The 20,693-nt window shown below is 50.5% G+C and carries 14 protein-coding genes; 8 read left to right on the forward strand and 6 right to left on the reverse strand.

Annotation, left to right across the window (positions count from 1 at the left end; genetic code table 11):
* Positions 1 to 27: 27 nt before the first annotated feature.
* Positions 28 to 1,131, reverse strand: coding sequence for a murein transglycosylase A (gene mltA, locus P2G85_RS11955; RefSeq protein WP_275864309.1), 1,104 nt, complete (start codon positions 1,129 to 1,131; stop codon positions 28 to 30).
* 250 nt (positions 1,132 to 1,381) lie between these two features.
* On the opposite strand from mltA, the gene P2G85_RS11960 reads away from it, so the two are divergent.
* The gene (locus P2G85_RS11960; RefSeq protein ID WP_275864310.1) at positions 1,382 to 1,852 is read left to right on the forward strand and encodes a GNAT family N-acetyltransferase; all 471 of its coding nucleotides are present in this window, start codon (positions 1,382 to 1,384) and stop codon (positions 1,850 to 1,852) included.
* A gap of 8 nt (positions 1,853 to 1,860) precedes the next feature.
* Positions 1,861 to 2,580, forward strand: a complete 720-nt coding sequence (locus P2G85_RS11965; RefSeq protein WP_275864311.1) for a hypothetical protein — start codon at positions 1,861 to 1,863, stop codon at positions 2,578 to 2,580.
* A gap of 9 nt (positions 2,581 to 2,589) precedes the next feature.
* On the opposite strand, the gene P2G85_RS11970 is transcribed toward P2G85_RS11965, so the two are convergent.
* Entirely contained in the window at positions 2,590 to 3,042 is a 453-nt protein-coding gene (locus P2G85_RS11970) for a DUF2850 domain-containing protein (RefSeq protein WP_275864312.1), read from the reverse strand.
* 162 nt (positions 3,043 to 3,204) lie between these two features.
* Between P2G85_RS11970 and argA the strand changes: the two genes are divergently transcribed.
* Together argA and P2G85_RS11980 are read left to right on the forward strand one after the other, a co-directional pair.
* Complete coding sequence (argA, locus tag P2G85_RS11975; RefSeq protein WP_275864313.1) at positions 3,205 to 4,542, forward strand: amino-acid N-acetyltransferase; 1,338 nt, start codon at positions 3,205 to 3,207, stop codon at positions 4,540 to 4,542.
* Between the two features lie 291 nt (positions 4,543 to 4,833).
* The gene (locus P2G85_RS11980) at positions 4,834 to 5,031 is read left to right on the forward strand and encodes a hypothetical protein (RefSeq protein ID WP_275864314.1); all 198 of its coding nucleotides are present in this window, start codon (positions 4,834 to 4,836) and stop codon (positions 5,029 to 5,031) included.
* A gap of 37 nt (positions 5,032 to 5,068) precedes the next feature.
* Here the strand turns inward: P2G85_RS11980 and recD are convergent, their stop codons facing one another.
* From recD to recC, 3 genes are all read right to left on the reverse strand, one after another.
* A complete protein-coding gene (gene recD / locus P2G85_RS11985; protein ID WP_275864315.1) occupies positions 5,069 to 7,210 on the reverse strand; it encodes an exodeoxyribonuclease V subunit alpha in 2,142 nt (713 codons plus the stop codon).
* Entirely contained in the window at positions 7,210 to 10,848 is a 3,639-nt protein-coding gene (recB, locus tag P2G85_RS11990) for an exodeoxyribonuclease V subunit beta (protein WP_275864316.1), read from the reverse strand. The genes recD and recB overlap by 1 nt, the downstream gene beginning before the upstream one ends.
* Before the next feature lie 274 nt (positions 10,849 to 11,122).
* On the reverse strand, positions 11,123 to 14,611 hold the full coding sequence (recC, locus tag P2G85_RS11995; protein WP_275864317.1) for an exodeoxyribonuclease V subunit gamma: 3,489 nt from the start codon (positions 14,609 to 14,611) through the stop codon (positions 11,123 to 11,125).
* 252 nt (positions 14,612 to 14,863) lie between these two features.
* On the opposite strand from recC, the gene P2G85_RS12000 reads away from it, so the two are divergent.
* Positions 14,864 to 16,687 carry a DUF3413 domain-containing protein gene (locus P2G85_RS12000; protein ID WP_275864318.1) on the forward strand — a complete coding sequence of 608 codons (1,824 nt, stop codon included), beginning with the start codon at positions 14,864 to 14,866 and terminating at the stop codon, positions 16,685 to 16,687.
* A 70-nt stretch (positions 16,688 to 16,757) separates the two neighbouring features.
* Here P2G85_RS12000 and P2G85_RS12005 read toward each other — a convergent pair whose 3' ends face one another.
* Positions 16,758 to 17,732, reverse strand: coding sequence for a TDT family transporter (locus tag P2G85_RS12005; protein ID WP_275864319.1), 975 nt, complete (start codon positions 17,730 to 17,732; stop codon positions 16,758 to 16,760).
* 108 nt (positions 17,733 to 17,840) lie between these two features.
* Between P2G85_RS12005 and P2G85_RS12010 the strand changes: the two genes are divergently transcribed.
* From P2G85_RS12010 to dapD, 3 genes are all read left to right on the forward strand, one after another.
* The gene (locus tag P2G85_RS12010; protein ID WP_275864320.1) at positions 17,841 to 18,743 is read left to right on the forward strand and encodes a LysR substrate-binding domain-containing protein; all 903 of its coding nucleotides are present in this window, start codon (positions 17,841 to 17,843) and stop codon (positions 18,741 to 18,743) included.
* A gap of 119 nt (positions 18,744 to 18,862) precedes the next feature.
* On the forward strand, positions 18,863 to 19,159 hold the full coding sequence (locus P2G85_RS12015; RefSeq protein ID WP_275864321.1) for a YebG family protein: 297 nt from the start codon (positions 18,863 to 18,865) through the stop codon (positions 19,157 to 19,159).
* 453 nt (positions 19,160 to 19,612) lie between these two features.
* Complete coding sequence (gene dapD / locus P2G85_RS12020) at positions 19,613 to 20,644, forward strand: 2,3,4,5-tetrahydropyridine-2,6-dicarboxylate N-succinyltransferase (RefSeq protein WP_275864322.1); 1,032 nt, start codon at positions 19,613 to 19,615, stop codon at positions 20,642 to 20,644.
* Positions 20,645 to 20,693: the final 49 nt, after the last annotated feature.

A 20,693-nucleotide genomic window follows, 5' to 3' on the forward strand; every position in this document is an offset into this window, starting at 1 on the left:
TGGGGAATGATTCCCCCCAACAGAGCGTTATTGTAGCTTTTCCGGTGGTAAAGCCCAAGGCGCCTGGGTCGGCGAATCCTCCAGCCCTAACTTCCATACCCGGCCAAAGTGCTTATAGTGTCCGGCTTCGGTGCCGGCCCTCGGGCCCATGCCGTGGTAAAGGTCAAGATGGTTTTGTTTCACCGCCCCGCCAGTATCCAATACGATCAGCAGGCGCAGTTGATGTGCACCACTCCAGCCACCGTCGGCATTAAGCAGCGGTACTTCGGCCAGAATGGGGGTTCCCATCGGCAAAATTGTCCGATCCCCGGCAACCGAGGCCATCGCCTGCAGCGGGATCCCGGCTGAGCCGGTAACCGGTGCCGATGCCCGCGGCTCAAAGAACACATACGATGGGTTCTGCTCCAGCAGCTCACGCACGGTGCCTTCCTCGTTCGCCATCACCCACTCTTTGATCGCTTTGAGTGACATTTTTTCCCGCGCTACTTCCCCCCGCTCAATCAACACCTTGCCAATGCTGACGTAGGCTTTATTGTTCTTACCGGCATACGCAAAGTACTCCAGCGTATCGTCATCTTCAAAATGGACAAAGCCGCTACCCTGTACTTCCATCATGAATGGATCAATCCGACTGGCCGCATAACCCAACTCCAGACCCTGCCCATTTAGTGCCCCCGCATAGATTTCAGCGCGGGTCGGACAGTCTGCATCACAATCCGGCTTGGCGTACACCGGGTATTTAAACCTTTCGTTAGGCTGATGACGCAGTTCCATCACCGGTGAAAAATAACCGGTAAACAATACATTTCCCTGGCCATCGCCACCACCAAGTTGTGCGGCCTGAATGCCGTACGCGTTCAGCTCCGTAGTATCGCCGCTTTGCATCACCCACTCGTTGAGCTTTTCATACAGTGGCTGATAGGTCTTTGCCATCGAAGGGGAGTTGCTCAGCACCTGCTCGGCTTGATGGTTAAATTTGGTAAAGTCGCGTGGTTTGTCTGACTGCACCAACTCAACCTGATTTAAGGTGCGGGCAAACTCACCATCAAGGTACTGCTGAGCACGATCGGTTGGTTGAGCACAGCCAATCAACAAACTGACGGAAACAAAAGGGAGGATTTTTCTAAACACGTAACTGACCCGTAATCAAAGATTGCAAAAGGATGGCAAACAAACGGCAGTGAAGCAATGAAAAAACACAGTGAAATTGTATCTCTGTGCGAAAGAATCAGGCGAACGTCCTTCCCATCCCCTTCACGACATCGACCTGCCGGCACAAGATGAAAAATCGATGATATCAGGATGAAACGCCTTCAATTGTCCGGACTTTGTCTAAACTTAGCCTAAGTAGATAAAAAACACGCAGTTAGGCAGGTCTCTAATGATAAATTACGTTTTTAAACAGCAGAGGCATACCCCCTATTCCGTTAATCCGGCGATTCAGTTTCGGCGGATCGACACCCCAGCAGGTGCACTTAGGCATGCGCGCCCGTTACTTCGCGCCTTGGGCATGGTGGAGTACCTCAAAATATTACTGAAAAGCTTCACCCGCAACCGGGTGTTCTATTTCCTTTCCGATCGCGACACCCTGATTGCCTACGGTTATCTCTCGATCGGCTTTTGCCATTACTACTCCGTCGCATACGGCGATGTGGTGATTGGCTCAATCTGGACTCACCCCAAGCGACGGGGACAGGGGCTGGCCACCGAAGGGATCCGCCTGGCAATGAACCATATGCTCAACTGTGGCCGAGATACGTTTTATATTGACACTCAAGCCACCAACTTCGCCATGCTGCGATCGATAGAAAAGCTTGAATTTGGCCGACCTCATGCAGAGTTTAAAAGCTAGGACCCGATATGGAAATCAAACAACTCGTCACTGACGTCAAAATAGCACTGTCTTTACCTAAGCTGACCATCTCTCTTCACCATAGCCGCTCAAATCACAACCACCCTTTTTTCTCTCAGGTGGTGAGTGACTTTTACCAGTCAGCCACACGCCGCCATCCTAAGTTCCCGCTGATCCGCCAGTTGCAATATGGCGTGGCTGTTATGCGCTTACCCGCTGATTTTGGCCATTATCTGAAAGCTCTGGAGAGCTCAGCCCGGCGCAATATCCGTAAAGCCGAACGCCTTGGTTACCAGTTTAGGCGCATCGATTACAATCAACACTTAGGCGCGATCGGTGAGATACACCGCTCAGCGCCAGTGCGGCAAGGCCAGATGCCTGATGAGTTGCTCAGTGAGATGCCGAAGCCCGTTGACAATCCGGCCTCTGCTGATTTAGTGCATGATTATCCATATTTTGGCGTGTTTAAAGATGACAAACTGGTGGCCTATGCCGGGTGCCTGGTCGCCGGGGATATGCTGCTGCTCGCGACCGTTTTTGGCCATGACGGCTACAAGTCGGACGGCGTGGTCCCCCTGCTAATCGCGCAAATCGCACACTACAAGTATCAGCATTACCCGGAGGTAAAATACTACGTCTACGATAAATTCTTTGGCGCCAGCCCAAATCTGCGTCGCTTTAAGAAGAAATTTCGCTTTGAGCCTTATGTAGTGCAGTGGCAGCGCTAGCCCTGAGGACTAGCGTAATGACAATGTATTTTTACCTTCTAAACGAAATACCGGCAGGTAATGGGCGCTGGCATCAAGTTTCATCTCGACATAATCCTGGCCGACAAACTGGAACTCACGCCAGTGTGAACCGGCTTTGTAGGCAAAGCGGCTACCATCGAACTTGAAGTCGGTCGCCACAATCGATCCCCGCACCGATACGCCTTGCTCACTCAGGGTAAATTCTTCTCTCGCGTAGGGAGCAACATCCTGCTCAACCCATCTGCCATAGATGATGGATTTGGCCAACGGTGGGTTTATAAAACGGGTAATCAAATCACCATACAACATCACCGCAATAACGGTTCCGACCATCGCAATAAACATTAAGACACGTTCAGTCCACTTACGCACCGGTGATTTCAGCGGGAAATCTGACTCATTTTGAGCCGTCGCAGTACTCTTATTTACAACTGAAGACATAAGATTCACAGGCTTAAAAAGACAGAATTATTCTACACATTTATCAAAAAAGAATGAAAGCACATACACTTGATGTTTGTCCTTCATTCCAAAAAAAATCTTGCCAGAAAATGAATAAAAAGGCAAAATAACAGCATAAATAAACACAAAGAGATCGCTACAGTGAAGATTCGTAGTACAGCGCTTGTCAAAGGATTCCGCCAATCTACACCTTACGTGAATGCTCACCGGGGCAAGATCATGGTCATTATGCTGGGTGGTGAAGCGGTAGCCGACAAAAATTTGGGTAACATTATTAATGATATTGCCCTGATGCACAGCCTCGGCATCAAGGTGGTACTGGTTTATGGTGCACGGCCGCAAATCAATCAACTCCTGGCCCAACATCAGCAGGAAACGCCTTATCACAAAAACATCCGGGTCACCGATGAATCTTCACTTTCTGTGGTTATGCAGGCCGCCGGCCAGTTGCAACTGGCGATCACCGCCCGGCTGTCGATGAGCCTCAATAATACACCGATGGCCGGAACCGAACTTAACGTAGTCAGTGGTAACTTCGTGATCGCCCAACCGTTAGGCGTTGATGACGGCGTTGACTACTGCCACAGTGGCCGGATTCGCCGAATTGATACCCAGGCCATCCACCGTACCTTAGATCAGGGCTCGATTGTACTATTAGGCCCGATTGCCAGCTCCGTCACCGGGGAATGCTTCAACTTATTATCCGAGGAAGTCGCCACCCAGGTCGCGATCCGGCTACAGGCCGACAAATTGATCGGTTTTTGCTCCGAACAGGGGGTGATCGATAACAACGGTAATGCGGTCGCTGAACTATTACCGGTCGAGGCTGAACACGTGATCACGACGCTGACCCAACGCAGCCTGACCGATCAGGACAGCCACACTGGTACCCTACGGTTTCTTAAAGGTGCGGTCACCGCTTGTCGTGCAGGTGTTCCACGCAGCCACCTCATCAGTTACAAAGTGGATGGTGCCTTAATCCAGGAACTGTTTTCCCTCGACGGCATTGGCACCCAGGTGGTGATGGCCAGTGCCGAACAGGTTCGCCAGGCGAACATTGATGATATCGGTGGCATACTGGCTTTGATCCGCCCATTAGAAGAACAGGGCGTGCTGGTCAGACGCTCGCGTGAACAGCTTGAACAGGAAATTGGCCAGTTCACCATCATCGAGAAAGACGGCCTGATCATCGGCTGTGCAGCGTTGTATCCATACATTGAAGAGCGCAAGGCAGAAATGGCTTGTGTAGCGATACACCCGGACTATCGCGATGGCAATCGCGGCTTGCTGCTGCTTAACTACATGAAGCACCGCTCTAAGTCGGAAAGTATCGAACAAATATTTGTACTTACCACCCACAGCTTGCACTGGTTCCGCGAGCAGGGTTTCTATGAGGTCAGTGTCGATGATCTGCCGGGAGCGAAACAAGGACTGTATAACTACCAGCGAAAATCAAAAATTCTGGCTCTGGATCTCTAACAGACATTCAATGTGAACGAGCTGGTTGACCTCAATCGGGGTCACTCATTCACAATATGCAATGCATTACATTGACGAATGTCTCATTTCTCTCTTTTCAATACTCACTTAGTTGGCTATACTTTGTGCGCTGGTGATTATTTAACCACCAATAGCAATGGATCTAGGTGTGCAAGCAGCGACTTTCACACCCTAAAAGACTTGATTACCAAGGTGTCACACCAATCAAGTATCTGTGTACCAGGGACAGCTGTTAATCTGACTTTTAGTAAAAGCCGAGAAAGCACTGTTATGAAAACCATTATTTGTAATTCGCTGCAAAGCTTTTGGGACATGGCTGACAACCAGTTTCTGGAAGGACTTGATGTGCACTGTGTGTTCCCAATCAACGATACCATTAAAGACATTATCCTGGGATACCAGCAACGGCATAAGATCCGCAGCATTTCCTTCACTACGGCTTTTACCCAAAGCCGTAAAGCGAGCTAAAACCAAAGACCGGGCCATCATGCCCGGTCTTGTTTGTTTATCCACGCAAGCGTTCAATCAGGCCACTGGCCCGGATGGTTCGGGCTTTAATCCCACGCTTGAGTACATTCATGTCCACATACATCGCCAGGCGTTTTTTGGCGCGGGTGATACCGGTGTAAATCAACTCCCGGGTCAGAATCGGGCTAAAATCTGGTGGCAGGATCATTAGGGTGTAATCAAATTCACTGCCCTGTGATTTATGAATGGTCATCGCGTACGCGGTTTCGTGCTCCGGCACCCGGCTTGGCAGTACCGACTTCACGCTGCCATCCGGCAGTTCAAAGAACACCTTCAGGCGCGGTTCACTTTCACTGTCATCACGCATACAGATGCCGATATCACCATTATACAGCCCCAAACCATGGTCGTTACGGGTGACCATTACCGGCCTGCCGTGATACCAAAGCTCGTCCTGGGTTTGGATCAGTTTACGGGCTGCGAGTGCTTTTTCGATGCGCTGGTTAAGCCCGCTAACCCCGAAGTCACCTTCACGAATCGCACACAACAAGCGGCATTGATTGAAGGTATCTAATACCGCTTTAGCTTTGTGGGTCAGCGTTTCCGGCTCTCCGGTTTTAGGGTCGATATTTTGCTGCCCAATACGCTTCAAGTAATGACCATACTCCTGCACCAGTGTCTGCACCATTTGGTTGTAGTTCTGGCTGTTTAACCCAAAGTGTTCAATATCAGAAAAATCACGGTTCCAAACGCTATCCACTCTGGCAGCGGAGCCTGCATTGACCGCTTTGGCCAGCTGACCAATCCCGGAGCGTGCGTCAAAGCGGTAACTCTTTTGCAGCATACACAAGCTATCTGCAATCATAGCGGTACTATTGGCACTGTGCGCTAAAGTATCGAAACCGGTTAGATGAGCCACTGCCGACGCCTGCTCTTTGCCGTAACCATAAGCATTAAAAGAACAGATATCCCCCAGCACTGCACCGGCTTCCACTGAGGCTAACTGGTCTTTGTCACCCAATAGGATCACTCGTGCATGCTTGGGCAGCGCATCGACCACTTTGTACATCATCGGCAAATCGACCATAGAGGCCTCATCGATGACCAGAATATCCAGATGCAGCGGGTTGTGCCGGTGATGGCGAAACTCCGAACTGGCGGGGATCGCTCCCAACAAGCGGTGTAGGGTACTCGATTCGGTGGGAATTTGAGCTTTTAGCTCCGGAGCAACCGGCAGTTCCTGCACTGCTTTACCTATCGACTCAGTCAATCGCGCCGCCGCCTTACCGGTTGGAGCCACCAGCTTAATGGTTAAGTTTCGCTCTCGTCCAGCTTGCGCAATCAAGGCCGCAAGCAGTTTGGTGACCGTGGTGGTTTTACCCGTACCCGGGCCGCCAGAAATCACCGCGAAGCGACGCGTCAAGGCGACCGATGCCGCGACTTTTTGCCAGTTCACGCAGGCCGAAAGCGGCACTAGCTCATCCAACACTTGTAAATCTTGAACTTGTTTTGCCCGACTGACAGTCGCGTCAATCGCAGCCCAATCCAGGCAATCAACCGTCACAATATCTAAGTGGTCACACACCAGTTGCTGGCGCAGCACTTGGTTACTGCTGCCCGCCTCATTCGCCTTAGCTAAGGCGTTGAACAAGAAGTGGTACTGACGAGCGAACAGGTGATGCAACAGCTCAGACAAACGTTCAAACTCTTGCGCTTGCAGGTTTACGGCAGCACTCAGCTGGTTGAGCTTTTCAGCCAGCGTAACTTCGTAATGCCAGTAGCGATGTAAGTACAGGCGCTCGCCATCAAACATCATCGGTAGCGCTTCACCTTGTGTACCAACAAGTGATGAACTTTGTAGTACTTCAACCCAGTCGATAACTTGAAGCTGAGAGTTCAGCGCCAGTGCCGATTCACCAAACAAACCCAGCTTGCCGGCAAGCTCGGCAGGTTGCCCTTGCTCGTCGAAAAGCGGCAGACAGATATGCCCTTTACCCAGCTCGCTACTTACTACACCTGCGATAAAAGCGAGTGGTTGGCGATTCACCTCCTGCTCGCATTGAGAGTAAATAAAACGGGCAAACTGGTAATCCAGTTGACGAATCACGCCCTTGTGAGCCAAAAGCTCTAGAGCTGCAAGTAAACTGCCTTGTGCAGACAGAAGATCATCAGTTTTCATCAAATTAACTCCATCTGACCCGATTCACTGGATCGCGTGTCGAGTACTTGGCCATCGATCAAATGATCCATTTCTTGTAGAAACTCTGCGCTTGGTTTGGCGGCAAAAATGCCGTGATCACTTTGCCCGTCCATACCACGCAGGAACAGGTAATAAACGCCGCCAAAGTGACGCTCGTACTGATAATCAGGCAACCGGCTGCGCAAGAAACGATGCAGTGCCAGGGCATAAATTTGATACTGCAAATCATAACGGTGATCGGCCATCGCCGCCTTAAGGGCATCACCGTGATAGTGGCATACCTCATCACCCAAATGGTTCGATTTCCAGTCGAGCACGTAGTACTTACCTTGGTGTTCAAACACCAAGTCGATAAAGCCTTTCAACATGCCTTGCACAGTTTGAAAACCTAAATCCCCGGCTCTTGCAGATAGCGGATCGTGACGCTGAATCACCCGGTTTAATCCAGGCGCTGACAGCACTTCAATCGGCAGTAAGAATTCCATCTCCACCAAACGCTGTGCTGAACCTTTTTGCTTGAGCAGCAACGCTTTGCCATCTAATGGCGTCGCCAGCACGGTATCAATCAGTTGCTGAAGGATTGGCAGCCATTCAGCATCCAGTTGCTCGCTTTCCATCAGGCCGAGGATGATTTGGGTGTTCTCTTGTGTCGTCGCTGGCTGAGTAAACTCGATTTCTTCAAACAGACTATGCAGGAAAGTACCCGGACGCGCACCACGCGGGAAATTAAAAATAGAACGCTCGGGTGCCACCAGCTCGGCTTCATCCTGCTCTGCTGAAGAGTCAATATCAAAGCCGGTAATTTCAATCGTTGCATCATGTTCGCCGTGGTGAGCGCCTTGCTTGACCAAACCCGAGTAACTGGTGATACGCCAGTTTCTATCAATCGGATTTTGTAGCTCTCTGGCAGTGAGTTGTTCCAGTTGCGCTTGATCGGTAACATACATCTCTTCGTGTTGTTTCGGCGGAGCGCAAACCACCACGCTCTCCAGCTTATCTTGTTGCTGCTTTAAACCACGCACCAGGTCGTTAATACCACCTTCCTCACCGTTTTGTACCAAATAGCCAATCGCGCTGCGGTGAACACCGGTCGGCTCTTTACCTGAACGTCCGTTGCGTAGCGGTGCAGCACCGATAAAACAGCCATAGACCGCACGGGTTAACGCGACATAGATAAGACGCAAATCTTCAGCCAGGCGCTCTTTGTCTGCCTGTTTCAGAGACGCGTCGTTGCCGGTAATATCCAGTACTGTGCGGTCATTATCGGCATCGTAATATTTGGCTTCGCAGGCTTCACGGTAACCAAACACAAACGGCAGCAAGACCAAGTCATATTCCAGACCTTTTGATTTGTGGATCGTGACAATTTGCACCAAGTTACGTTCGGATTCCAGGCGCTGAATTTGGTCATCGCTACCGCCCAAGCCATGTTCGGCATCGCTGATGGCTTGCGCCAACCAGCGCAGCAAGCCATGGTCACTGTCCAGCTCGTTACTCGCTTGCTGGAGCAGTTCACCAATGTGCATCAGATCGGTAAGGACTCGCTCACCGTTTTCGCGTTGCGAGTTAGCACCTTCTTCCAGCAAACGCTCGGCAATATGACGTTTGCTGATCACCGCGCGCAACATTGGTAGTACGCCACGTTGCAGCCAAAGTTTGCGGTACTCTTTAAACTCATTCACCGCATTTTCCCACACGGTTTCATCGTTATTGAGCGCATCTAAACTGGCCGCATCCAGAGCAAAAAGCTCAGATGCCAAACTGGCGCGCAATGCTCGGTCATTTTCTGGCGTCAGTACCGCTTGCAACAAACGCTGCAAGTCTTGTGCGACCGAACTGGTAAACACGCTGTCACGGTTAGAAAGGTAAACACTGGCAATGCCCTGGTCTGCCAACGCCTGTTTGACCAGCCGGCCTTCACTACCGGTTCGCACCAATACCGCAATATCACCCGCTTTGACCGGCTTTTGCTGCTCGCCATTCACCAAGCACGCTTGTCCTTGCCGGGCAGCGGTCAAAATGGTTTGGATTTGGCTCGCGGTCGCCTCCGCCATTGCCGTTAAGTATTCGCCTTTTGGCACTGGTTTGTCTTCGGCTTCTTGCAGCCAATAAGTCAGAGCAGGTTGCTTTTGACCACCCATGGTCCAAATGCGTTGGTCCGCGCCTGGGCTGGAGTTGACCGGCAAAAATGGAATATCCGAGTCGTAAATAAACGGACTGTCCGGCAACTCAAAAATCTGGTTTACCGCCCGCACCATATCCGCACTCGAACGCCAGTTGGTGCCTAACGTGTAGTGAGCACTAACTTGGTTACGCGCCTTGATGTAGGTGAAAATGTCTGCGCCACGGAAGCCGTAAATTGCCTGCTTCGGGTCACCGATCATAAACAGGCCGCATTCCGGGCTATCCAAGTAAATACGGCCGAAAATGCTGTACTGCAGCGGATCCGTGTCTTGGAATTCATCGATCATCGCCACGGGATAAAGGGTGCGGATCCGCTCTGTCAGCAATGCGGTTTCATCGCTATCAATCGAGGCGGAAAGCTGAGTCAGCAAGTCATCAAACGATAGCCACTGCTTCTGGTTTTTGGCTTTTGCCAGCATCGCGCGACAATGCTCAATCGCATGTGCGAGTAGTGGCGCTTTTAGGCTGATTGGGTTAGCGAGAAACGCTTCAATCGCTGCAAATACCGGATGCTGAGGTGGTGTGCCTTTCGGCGTTTTCTCAATCAGTACATTCTGCGCAAACTTGTCCAGCTTATCCGGATAGTCGTAACCCGCGGTTTCCGTTGCGGCCCAAGCATTGACGGCTTCCAGCCAGGTTGGCAGAGATTTTTTGCTATAGCTGCGTTTGTTGACATCCGAGTCTGAAATTAACGCGAGGAAATAATCCTGGCTTGCACGCCACTGTGCTTTCAGCGCATCAATTTGCTTCAAATTTTGCTCATGCAAATCCGCCAGGCTGCCCTGCATGGCCGGGACCGATAAACTGAGCGGCACTCCCGTCAGGTAATTGCTGATGTCATAAAGCAGCTCTGATGGAGAACCCCAAAGTTGGCGCACTTCCCCGGCCAATGCCAATGGCAATGGGTAGAAATTACGCCGCCAGTAGTCCGCTACGACCTGCGTTTTCAAGTGGCTTTCGTCAGTGACAAATTCATTGTTGAAGCGGCTACCGGATTCAAAGGCGTTTTGTGTCAGCATGCGCTGGCAGAAGCCGTGAATGGTGTACACCGCCGCTTCATCCATCTGGCGTTCAGCTTGCAGCAGGATCTGCGCCGCTTGCTTATGGTCGTCGGTTTCTTCCAGCAGCGGCTGAATCACCGAATCCGAGCTTTGACCGCGAGCAAAGGCGATTCGCGCATCATGAATACGTGCGCGAATACGATCGCGTAGCTCCGCGGTTGCCGCTTCAGTAAAGGTCACCACCAAAATTTGATCCACGGTTAATGGAACGCGGTGTTTGGTTTCGGCATTGCCATGACCCAAAAGGAGCCGCAGGTACAAACCCGCGATGGTAAAGGTCTTACCCGTACCTGCCGATGCTTCAATTAACCTCGCCCCATGCAATGGAAAAGTCATGGTTTGCAGTGGAGTTGGAACTGACATTTGCGCCATAACGCTGAATCTCTCCGGATTTTCGACTGATCGAACTGTGATCTATCGTTAAAAATTCTATTTATATGTCTAATAGGTCGGACTATTTAGACCTTTGTGGGATCTCACTCACGGTTATCATTTTGGAGTACCGCTAGTATGCGCCTCACGAGATAAGCCAAGCCTTTCAGGCGGCAACACTCAAACGAATCATGGTCCCTCTGACCTTGTGGCCGTACAGCGAACGCCCTACAAAAAATAATGATTTTCTGGCGGCCACCCTACTCTCCCAACCCTATTTATCATCATTGGCATCTTTTGCCGCTAATCTTGCACCTTGCAAAACCAAAGCCGTTAACGTGCGAACTTCTGCTGCCAGTTCATCATTCCAGGCAGGCCAGATACGCGAAATGTACGCATTATTGCCTTCACCCGGACTCATGAAACCATCATTGAAAGCATCGGCCATTTTCTTCAGTGATTTCTCTTCATCGTCCGCCCAGTTGCCACGGCTAAAGCCAGCTTCAACACACGCTAAGGCGGTTCTTGGCAAGTACGGCAGTGGCTTGGTCATACCTGCAAAGAACAAACGCACCAGTTCAGCCAGAAGCTGCTTGGCTTGTTGCGCATCTGCCATTTCCGGGTAGATAAGATGTACCACGCCTTCTTTGCGATCATAACCAATCATGTGGGTTTTCTTCGCGTGACCAGAAGCCGACATCGCAAGGTGGTCAACCCACGCGGCAAGGTGATCTTGCGCGCGGATCTTACCGCTACGGTAACGAATTAAACCGGATTGGTAACATTGGGTAAGCCAACCCGTCAGGCGGACATTTTTGTCTTCCCCCTTTCTTTGCTCAAAAAGAGTATCGAAGGTCAGATCAATTTCTAAATCATCTTGTGGCGCACCAGACAGGAACGCCAGTTTGTCCACCAGCTCTTCCGCCTGAACCCGGTTGGTTTCAAATTCAATATCACCAAACGCGCCTACTGGTAATTTGCCCTGTGCACGCTGCTTACTGATGAAGTGTTTGAGTACATCCGCTTTTGCTTCTGGCTGGGTGAGTGCGGTCTCAAGTAATGTCCCAAGCAGCTCTTCACGCATCTGGTAACTTTCTAATCCACCCAGCACGAATGGCTCATCATCTTCCATCACTGGCAATGGCGGTTCAAACATCACTTTCAGCCGGCGATTAAAGAAGTACTGCACCGGTAAACGCCAGAAGCGTTGTAGCTCGACCAAATCCAGTTCGAGCGGGAATGTAGCGCCCAACAGATAATCATCCAATGCGCGGTTAAACTCGCGACGCGCATAACCTTGAGATTGGCTACTTTGCGTCAGCGCTGCCGGAACCCACTCTTTGGCGTAGCTCGAGTGCGAGCCCTGAAATGCACTCGGGCTAAATGGCACCATCGCATGCACATTGATCAGCTCTTGCAGCAGCTTATCGCCAGATTGGTCGACCGGCTGATCTTCATCGCCTGCCAAACAGTAATTCTGGTGGCAGTATTCCATCAGTTCCGAAACCAGTACCGACGGCACGCGTTCAGTGTTGTCTTGAATTGAGCGTCCGACATAACTAATGTACAGCGTTTGCTGCGCCGAAAGCATGGCCTCAAGGAACAGATAACGGTCATCGTCTCGACGTGAGCGGTCACCCGGCTTGGTGCGGCCGGTCATCAAGTCAAATCCTTCCGGCGGCATCGAACGTGGGTACACCCCGTCATTCATGCCGAGCAAACACACGGTTCGAAATGGGATCGAGCGCATCGGCATCAGGGTACAGAAGTTAACCTGACCGGCCAGGAAACGCTGACTGACGCGTGTGCCGGACAGTTTGTTTTGTAAATACTGGCGGATGATGGATGGTGAAAGAGCTTGTTCAAAAGCGGCATCGGCTAGCTGTTCTTTCAGCTGGCTCAGCGTATCGCGGATGGATTTCAGCGCCATCTCCCCTTCTAACTCAACGGAGAAGAAGTCATCCAGCATGGTAACTAAGGTTTCACGCCAAGCATCAATAGGCTGTTCATGTGACAGTTTGCGGCGATATTGGCTAATTTTCTGGATAAAGTGGGCTAACTTGCCAGCGAGCTCTGCCCCCATCCCTTGTACTTCGTTGTAAGGAGATAAGCACCCCTCTTGCGCTTCAAACAAGCCTGCCGACTCTGGCATCGCATAACCAAGCAGCATGCGTTGAATACCAAACTGCCAGGTGTTCTGGCGGGTTTCCGGTAACTCAAACTCACTGCCGGTATGCGCATCTAACCCCCAGCGAATACCCGCTTCTTCAACCCATTGCTTAGCTTGCAAGAAATCCTCTTCACTGAGGTCAAAACGCGTCAAGATCGCGGGCGTTTCCAGCAATTCAAGTAATTCCGACGCCAGACAACGCGTGTTCGGCAGGTTTACCAACAGCATGAACGCGGCAAGGATCGGGCTTTCCTGATCGGCGGTTCGGTCCGAAATCGAATACGGAATGAATCGCTCCCCCGGAGCATTACCAAATACGGCCTGGATTGCCGGGCTGTAGGCGTTGATGTCCGCCACCATCACGATGATGTCACGCGGTTTCAAGGTTGGATCGGCATCAAACATCGCCAGCAGTTGATCGTGCAGCACTTCCACTTCACGCATTGGGCTGTGGCACGAATGCAGGCTCAGGGATTTATCACCGAGGCTTACCACTTGTTTATGTTGGCTGGTGTCGATTTGCTGGTCGTCCTGATGCTCTTCCAGATTAAGAATGTCCGCTTGCAGTTGATGGAGCAGACTGTCGCGCTCAACATCAACAAAAGCTTCAATCTCATGGGATTCCAGTTGCGACAGCAAGTACATGTTGTCGCGCCCCAGCTTACCCATCGAAGCCAATAAGCTGTTGCCGACCACATCAGTGTGCAGTTCATCGATCACATTGTCTTCAAGCGAGCCCTTAAGCTGCTCAGTCTCACCCTGTACTTCAGAGTGATCTTGTTGCCACACCACATGTTGACGCTGTTTGGCCGCTAAGCGGGCAAGGAATTTACGGTCACGCACTTCGCCCCAGTAATAACGACACGGGTTAGTGAACATCAAGTGCACATCAATGTGTTCACCAATGGCTTTAAGCGCATCCATGTAACGTGGAGGCAACGAGGTAATACCAAACACAAACAAGCGCTGCGGCAGGTGGTCGAAACGGCCGTTGAAGTTCTCTAGCGTGTCAATAAAGTGCTCATACAAGTTGGCGCGGTGGTAAGGCGACTGGCCCAGTGTCACAGTATGATCATACAGCGCTTGCCAAAGGATCGGCTGCCACGGGTGCTCGTCTTCCAGCTCAGGAACACTTTGCCCGGCTTCCCAGCTGGCAATCCATTCCGGGCGATATACCAAGTAGCCATCAAAAATATCGGCGATTTTCTCAGCCAATTGATACAACTTAGCGTTGTCACTGTCGTCTTGAAGGTAGCGAGCCAACGGCGCAAAAGCGTCTTGATTGAGTAAGCCCGGCAGCAGGTGCATCAACTTCCAGGTCATCGCCTCTTTGTTGAACGCGCTACGTTTTGGTACATCGGGCAATACCTGAGTAAACATATCCCAGATAAACGTCGCGGGCAGAGGGAACTCCAGGTTCGCGGCAACACCAAATTCTTTCGCCAGTTCCATTTTCAGCCATTGCGACATCCCCGGGCTTTGCACCAGGATATGTTCTTGCTCAAACGGGTTTTCCAGCGGATTAAGGCGGATCAACTCAACCAGCAACGACTTGAGCACATCCACTTGGTTGGAGTGGTAAACAGTAAACAAAATGGGACACCGTACACGGACAGACAATGCAGGCTAGCTTAGCACAGGCTTATCCCTTCCCGCAGAGATCTGGTCGGCTGAATAAACAAAAGGCTAATAAAGCATCAAGTTATGCGTAATTGGTCAAGGATAATCGTTGTCAACCAAAGCGTACAACAAAAAAACGAAGTGTGATTTATCTCGCAACTATTCCAAAATAAAAAACACTGTTTTATAATCATTCTCCCCATCAATAATAAATAACCAAAAAGTATGTTTCGCAAATTGTCTGCCAACAACGCTTGGCTCATTGCTTTTTTTGCTTGCTTTGCAGTTTATCTGTCCATCGCTTGTTACCCATTTTTGCTATCTAACAGCCAGAATGAACCGCTGACGCTTTTGCAAGAATACTATTTGCTGTCGACGCAATATGGCTGGCTTGGCTTAATTGCTCTGCCATTTATGCTATTGAGTTTGTTACTCACTTTTTTGCCGACCCGCATCTTCAAAGCAGTGGTGATTGCCATTGCGATCGGCCTGTTAATCCTGCTCAAAATCGATATCCTGGTGTTTCAGCAGTATAAACTGCACATCAATGCGTTGTTGATTCGGATGTTTTTTGAAGGTGGCTCAGACGTATTTGCCATCTCCTGGATGACCTGGCTAATTTTTATCAGTGAAATCGCATTGCTTGCTATCGGGTTGGCTTTCACGGTTTGGCTGAGCGAAAAACTGACACCAAGCCGCACTAAATTTGTCCTGGTGGGCGTGTGGTTCGCGGTGTTACTGAGTACACAAATTATCCATGCCTACAAAAACGCGCTTTACGACGATGAAGTCAGCCAGTTCAGCAACAACTGGCCACTGTACTATCCGCTTACCGCGCGTAAGTTCATTTATAAACACAATCTGGTTTATGAAAGTATTGCCTCGAAGAACCGTGTCGAACTGACCAACGTTAGACACAGTACACTTAACTACCCGCTCAACTCAGTAGAAGTGAAGAGCAAAGCCCAACAACCAAACGTACTGTTTATTCTGGTGGATGCCTGGCGCTACAGTGATGCAACACCGGAGATCATGCCAAATGTCAGCAATTTCGCGCAAAAAACCGTAAGCTTTTCCCAACACATGAGTGGCGGCAATTCCACCCAGGCGGGTATTTTCAGCCTGTTCTACAGCCTGCCGGCCACCTACTGGGAAAGTTTCTACGCCAGCCAGACTTCACCGCTGTTCATGGATACCCTGCAAAATGCCGGCTACCGGATGGGGATCTTTGGCTCCGCACCATTAACCAGTCCGCCGCTTTCACGTACGGTGTTCAAAAAAGTCACCGACTTAACCCTGAGGCAAAACGGAAAGTCGGCAGTCGAGAATGATCAACTGATCACCGACAAGTTCATTGATTTCCAGCAGCAAGAGAGCGATAAACCGTATTTTGGCTTCCTGTTCTATGATTCTGCCCACGGCACCGGCTTCCCTGAGCCTGAGTTTGCTAAATTCAAACCCTATTGGGAACGAGTCGATCACATTCTGCTCAATAACGATTTTGACGCCTCGCTGTACCACAACCGTTACAAAAACTCGTTGTACTATATCGATAGCCTGATTGGTGAAGTACTGGAAAACGTCGATTTGGACAACACCATTGTGGTGATCTCTTCTGACCATGGCGAAGAGTTTAATGACCACAAAATGAACTATTGGGGCCACACGGGCAATTACAGTGATGTGCAAGTACATGTACCGTTATATGTCTACGCTCCTGACCGTCAGCCAGAGCAGGTTGACTACCGCACAACGCACTTTGATGTCGTGCCAACTATGATGAACATGTTGTTTGATGTACAAGGCACAGCGAAATCCTACAGCGTTGGCCACAACTTGTTTGATAGCAGCGCACCACGCGATTGGTACATTGCTGGCAGCTATTACAACTACGCATTGGTGGGTAAGGATACAATGCTGGTCGTGAACCCGGGCGGGCACTCGCAGCAGTTAAATGCCCGGCTGAGAGTGGATAAAGAGCATCACGTTCCCGTTGATGTGATCCGCCACTCTCTGAATGAAATGTCCCGGTTTTATAAAAAGGGTTAGCATCTACCAGCCGGTGACAATACTAAAGCCTCTTGGTTATACACCAAGAGGCTTTAGTTAAGCTGTCAAACTAAGCATGATTCGCCGATATAAGGCGAGGCTGAATCAACAAGTTGTTGATGAACTGTAGTGTGACATAAGCCACCACAAGCGTTGCCACAATTAACTCAATACCAGCCAACGTCCGCACTTGTTGTACATAATTCGCCGCAAGTCCTTGCACTTCCATCCAATTTGCCGTTTTGAACAACGCCGTAGCTCCAATCACCATCGGAAAAGTGAATGCCGCATAGCCCGGGCTGAATGGCAATTGTAATAATTTGAAGAACGCAAGGTAGATAATAGCGGTCATCAACACGGCGATACCAAATAACAACGCAATGATCACTGGTGATGGTGCGCTTGTCACGCTTAAGTAACCTGCCAATGACAGGCTGGCTGGTGCCGCCATAATCGCTATCGTCGGCTTGGCAGCATCCGGAACCTCAGCGCAAAAAACTAAACGATAAATCATCACCGGCAGCATAATCGCGTATGCTGTCATACCAAACATCAGCGCGGCGTGAGCAACAGGGACGAGTATCGGGTTACCGGAGAACGACACGTCCGCGACAATGATCCCCACCGGAGGGACAAACCAGCTCGGCACCATGTGATGCAGCTCGAAGTCTTTGCTCCGGTGGTACAGAAAACTCAGCAAAAACACAACATGCAGTGCTACGGCCAGCAGCCATACGCCATCGCCGGCAACAGGGAAAACATGCCCGAGTGAACTCGATACCACCATGCTTGCCATCGCAAACGTCGGCACCACACTACCGACCACCGGGTGGGCAAGATCTTGTTTCAATAAGCGCTGATGGCACAAGAATTTGCCCGCCAGTAAGACTAATAACCCGCCGCCGAGCCAGGCGCCTAACGCCTGTCCATAACCATCTAACCGGGCAAAATTTTCCCAGCTCCAGCCCAGGCTCGCAATACCCAGTGCCAGGCCCGCCATTGGGGTGGGTAAGCCGATTACCGCTGTTCTCGCTCTTTGGATCATAACAACCTCAATTAGGTTCATTGTTCTGCAGCGGATAATACCCTTGCATTGCGTTCTGATATATCTAATTATTTAAAACTCACGTTCATAATTACTAAACATCAAGCCATGGCCAGCCATATTTCTCTGAAACAACTCAAAGTCTTTACCACCATCACCCAGCACAAAACACTCACTGCGGCGGCTGACAGCCTGTTTCTCTCCAAGGCCGCGGTGAGCATGACCCTGTCGGAACTGGAAAAGCAGCTCGGCCACCACCTGTTTGATCGCGTCAATAATCGCCTCATCCTCAATCAAGAAGGGCACAAACTGCTGCCACTGGCGGATGAGTTATTAAGCCGAGCCAGTAATATCGAACATCTCTTTAGCGATGAACAGTCACTTTCCGGCCAGTTGCGTATCGGGGCCAGTGACACCATTGGCAATCAGGTAGCCCCCTATCTGCTGAGCGGTTTTCGCCGCCATACCCTCCATCAGTCACAAAGCCTGTTTATTTCCAACTCGTCGCAAATCTGTGACATGCTGATCGACTACGAACTCGATATCGCGCTGATCGAAGGAAAAACTCTCCATCCGGAACTGGCATCCACACCGTTCAGTGAAGATGAAATGTGCATCATTTGTGCCCCGGATTACCCTCTCCAGCCAAATCTACCCATTACTTTGAGCGAGTTAGAGTCCAGTGTATGGATTTTACGCGAAGCTGGTTCCGGCTCACGGGAGTTTTTCCTCCGCGTGGTTGCTCCCCGACTGGAGCAGTGGCAAGAAGCCTTTCAGCTCAATACCACCGAAGCACTGATTAACTCCGTTTCAGCCGGACTGGGGCTGGGTTGCCTGTCACGCCTTTCCGCACAACCGGCCATTCGTGACGGGCGAGTCAAAGTTCTCAATGTACCTCTAGATATGAAGCGCCGCTTCTGGTTGCTGGTGCACAAAGAAAAATACCAGAGCCCACTGCTAAAAGCCTTTATTGATTTTTGCCACCAGTGGCAATGCGAACAGCGTCGCTAAATAATGCCGCAAATAGGCAGCTGGATCTCAATACTCGCCGTGCGGCTGGACTTAATTGACTAAAAACTGTATAAAAAGCCAGTATTAAATTCACTCAATGTTAAGGTAGAGGACCAACCATGGCTGTAATCGTCAAGTACGTGGTAGAACGCAATGGAGAAGAGAAAATGACTTTTACCTCTAAAGCGGAAGCGGACGCATACGACAAAATGCTGGATATGGCGGATGAGCTATTCGAACTGCTGGGTAAAAGTGAACTTCTTGAAGATGAAAGCAAACAGGAAGATCTGGCGATGTTTCTGGCACAGAATAAAGAAGAAGTGCTGTACGCACTGGGCGCGAAACGTAAGCCAGCACCAAAAAAAGCCAAAAAGCTTGAAGCTGTGGACGCTGACGAGCAGGAAGACGCAGCATAAGCGCCTTATTCATTTCAAGATGACGCCGCCCATTGCGGCGTTTTTTTATACCTGAAAACCAGGAAAATGAGATCTCACCTTAACCGTAAAGGACGAGCGTGGTTCAGGTTCAGGCTAACCTGCTTATCAGAACCAACTGAGGCGCTGCGCACTATTTATGACAAGCTGTTTCCAAAGGCTCGCTCCGGCCGTTCCAGAACATGACTCCGGCTAAAGCGCGAAAACATGCCCCGCCCAGTCAGGTATTAATGCCGTTAGACTCGAAGAATAATTTTGAATGCATATTTCTCATTAGACAAACATATCTGCCAGAAGACAAACGGTATCCATCTACAGACTTTCTCCCTTTCCCCTCTTTAAACTCCTCAGCACTGTCATTATGATGACTAATAACGCAACGATTTCTTGTCATTGAATGGACGAGACACAAGACTCAACACATGGAGATCAACTATGGCTTTCTTTTCCCTTGCCTTTGGTACGGCAACTAAAAACCGCGACGGTAAAATCATCGAAGCGTTTTTCCCAAACCCGGTTCTCAATCCAAGCGAAGCACTCGTCAATGCACTGGCAGCGGTAGCCGGTTACGAGCAAGGCAACCAAGCTATCGAGATCTCTGCCGCACAAAGTGCACAACTGGCAGGTGCATTTGAAGCCAATGGCGATGCAGCCAATGCGGCCTTTGCAACCAAAGCAGCCGAATCAGCCCAGCCGTTGGTACTGGTTATCCTCGCAACGGACGAACAGCCTCAGTCGGTGGCTGAAGGCTTCCTCAAGCTGCAGCTGATCTCTAACCGCCTGGTTAAGCCACACGGCACGGTACTGGATGGTATTTTTGGCCTGCTGCACAACATCGCATGGACCAACGAAGGCCCAATTGACCTGCCTGAACTGGCGGATCGTCAAATTGAAGCGCGCCTGGCAGGCCGTACTCTGAGCGTCGATTGTGTCGACAAGTTCCCTAAAATGGTGGACTACGTGGTGCCAACTGGCGTACGTATCGCTGATACCTCTCGGGTTCGTCTTGGTGCACACGTGGGCGAAGGTACTACGGTTATGCACGAAGGCTTTATCAACTTCAACGCGGGTACCACTGGCGTAAGCATGGTGGAAGGCCGCATCTCGGCAGGTGTTGTGGTTGGTGACGGCTCAGACATCGGTGGTGGCGCCTCTATCATGGGTACCCTGTCCGGCGGTGGTAAAGTGGTGGTATCTATCGGTGAAAACTCGCTGTTGGGCGCAAATGCCGGTCTTGGCTTCCCTATGGGTGACCGTTGTACCATCGAATCTGGCTTGTATGTCACTGCCGGCTCGAAAGTCCGTATGCTGGACTCAGAAGGCAAAGAAGTCGAAATGGTGAAAGCGCGTGATCTGGCTGGCGTTTCTGACCTGCTGTTCCGCCGTAACTCTGTCACGGGTCAAATCGAGTGTCTTGCCAACAAGAGCGCGGTTGAACTCAACGCTGAGCTACACAAAAACAACTAAGCTCTGAGTAGTCCGCATCAGCAAAAAGCCCTCAGCTCAATGAGCTGAG

The organism is Vibrio sp. CAU 1672 (genome assembly GCF_029223195.1).
Classification (GTDB): Bacteria; Pseudomonadota; Gammaproteobacteria; order Enterobacterales; family Vibrionaceae; genus Vibrio.